This is a genomic window from Calidithermus terrae, assembly GCF_003574345.1.
GTDB lineage: Bacteria > Deinococcota > Deinococci > Deinococcales > Thermaceae > Calidithermus > Calidithermus chliarophilus.
In genome coordinates this window covers 1-1,914 of sequence record NZ_QXDL01000381.1, presented here as the reverse complement: position 1 = coordinate 1,914, position 1,914 = coordinate 1, and the positions used below count along the sequence as shown (strand labels likewise).

Sequence of the window (1,914 nt, the reverse complement as noted above, 5' to 3'; positions counted from 1 at the left end):
CTCGCGTCTTGCATCTTGCGTTCGGCGTACGGCGTAGGACGTAAGACGTTAGGACGTACAACCCGCATTCGCCTACCGGCCACCGACCTCCCCCGCCGTCCCCCACGCCATTCCCCCCAACTCGCTTGACTCGGACCAAATTTCACCCCACCATGAAGGCAGACCCGCCATCAGGAGATGCCCGTGATCGAGACCGGACGCCTGCCCATCGTTAATCCGCCCCGCTCGGGGCCCAGCGCGAGCCTGAACCCCGAGTTCTTCGCGCGGCTGGCCGGGCGCGTGCCCACGCGGAGCGGGGTCTTCGAGGCGGTGCGCTCGCCCTTCGACCAGCGCGTGCTGGCCGAGTTGCCCATCTGCACGCCCGCCGACGTGGCGGCGGCGGTGGGGCGGGCCAGGGAAGCGCAGGCGGCCTGGGCCAAGGTGGACCCCAGGGAACGCGCCCGCGTGCTGCTGCGCTTCCACGACCTGCTGCTCGCCCGGCAGGAGCAGGGCCTCGACCTGGTGCAGCTCGAGGCCGGCAAAGCCCGCCGCCACGCCCAGGAGGAACTCCTCGACTCGGCCATCAACGCGCAGTACTACGCCACGCGGGCGCCGGGGTGGCTGCGCCCGCGCCGGGCCGGGGGAACCTTCGCAGGCCTCACCGTGACCTGGGAGTACCGGCACCCGGTGGGGGTGGTGGGGGTGATCTGCCCCTGGAACTACCCCCTGACCATGGCGGTGAGCGAGCCCGTGGCCGCGCTGATGGCCGGCAACGCGGTGGTGCTCAAGCCCGACCCCCAGACCTCCTTCACCGCGCTGTGGGTGCTGGGCCTGGTGGAAGAGGCCGGGCTGCCCCCGGGCCTGATGCAGGTGGTGACGGGCGCGGCGGAGGTGGGCTCGGCGCTGGTGGGCGCGGCGGACTTCATCGCCCTCACCGGCAGCACCCGCACCGGGCGCGTCGTGGCGCGGCAGGCCGGGGAGCGCCTGATCGGGGCCAACCTCGAGCTCGGCGGCAAGAACCCCATGCTGGTGCTGGAGGACGCCCCGCTCGAGGCCGCCGTCAAGGGCGCGGTGGACGGCTGCTTCACCAACGCCGGGCAACTGTGCGTCTCCATCGAGCGCATCTACGTGCACGAGGCGGTCTACGAGGCCTTCAAGCGGCGCTTCGTGGAGAAGGTGAGCCGCCTGCGGCTGGGCTCAACCCTCGACCACCGCACCCAGATCGGCTCGCTCACCGTGGCCCGCCAGTTCGAGCTGGTCGAGGCCCACGTGCAGGACGCGGTAGCCAAGGGTGCGCGGGTGCTCACGGGGGGCAAGGCCCGCCCCGACCTGGGGCCGCTGTTCTTCGAGCCCACGGTGCTCGAGGGCGTCACCCCCGAGATGCGCGTGTACAGCGAGGAGACCTTCGGGCCCGTGGTCGCGCTCTACCCCTACGGCGACCTCGAGGAGGTCCTCGAGCGCGTCAACGCCAGCGAGTACGGCCTCAACGCCAGCGTGTGGACCCGCGACCTCGCCAAGGGCCGCGCGGTGGCCGCGCGCATCCAGGCCGGCACCGTCAACGTCAACGAGGCCTACGCCGCGGCCTGGATCTCGATGGACGCCACCATGGGCGGCTTCAAGGCCTCGGGCCTGGGCCGACGCCACGGCAAGGAGGGCCTCTACCGCTTCACCGAGCTGCAGACGGTGGCGCTCGAGCGCCTCATCCCCATCACCGGCCCCGCCTGGCTGCCCCGCGGCTGGTACGGGCGCATCGTGACGTGGGCGCTGCACGGGATGAAGTGGGTGATGCGGTGGAGGTATAGGGTTTGATGGCGATGGTCGAATGCCGGACGCGGGTCGTACGTCGTACGCCAAACGCCAAACGCGAGACGCCCTTTGTTTACCCCCCTTAACAAGGGGGGCTGGGGGGGATAAACCCTCCCCGCGGGCGGGGAG

At 71.4% G+C, this 1,914-nt stretch carries 1 protein-coding gene; it reads left to right on the top strand.

All coding sequences use genetic code 11. The features are described 5' to 3' along the window. Positions 1 to 183: 183 nt before the first annotated feature. Positions 184 to 1,788 carry a succinic semialdehyde dehydrogenase gene (locus Mterra_RS20910; protein WP_119316834.1) on the top strand — a complete coding sequence of 535 codons (1,605 nt, stop codon included), beginning with the start codon at positions 184 to 186 and terminating at the stop codon, positions 1,786 to 1,788. Positions 1,789 to 1,914: the final 126 nt, after the last annotated feature.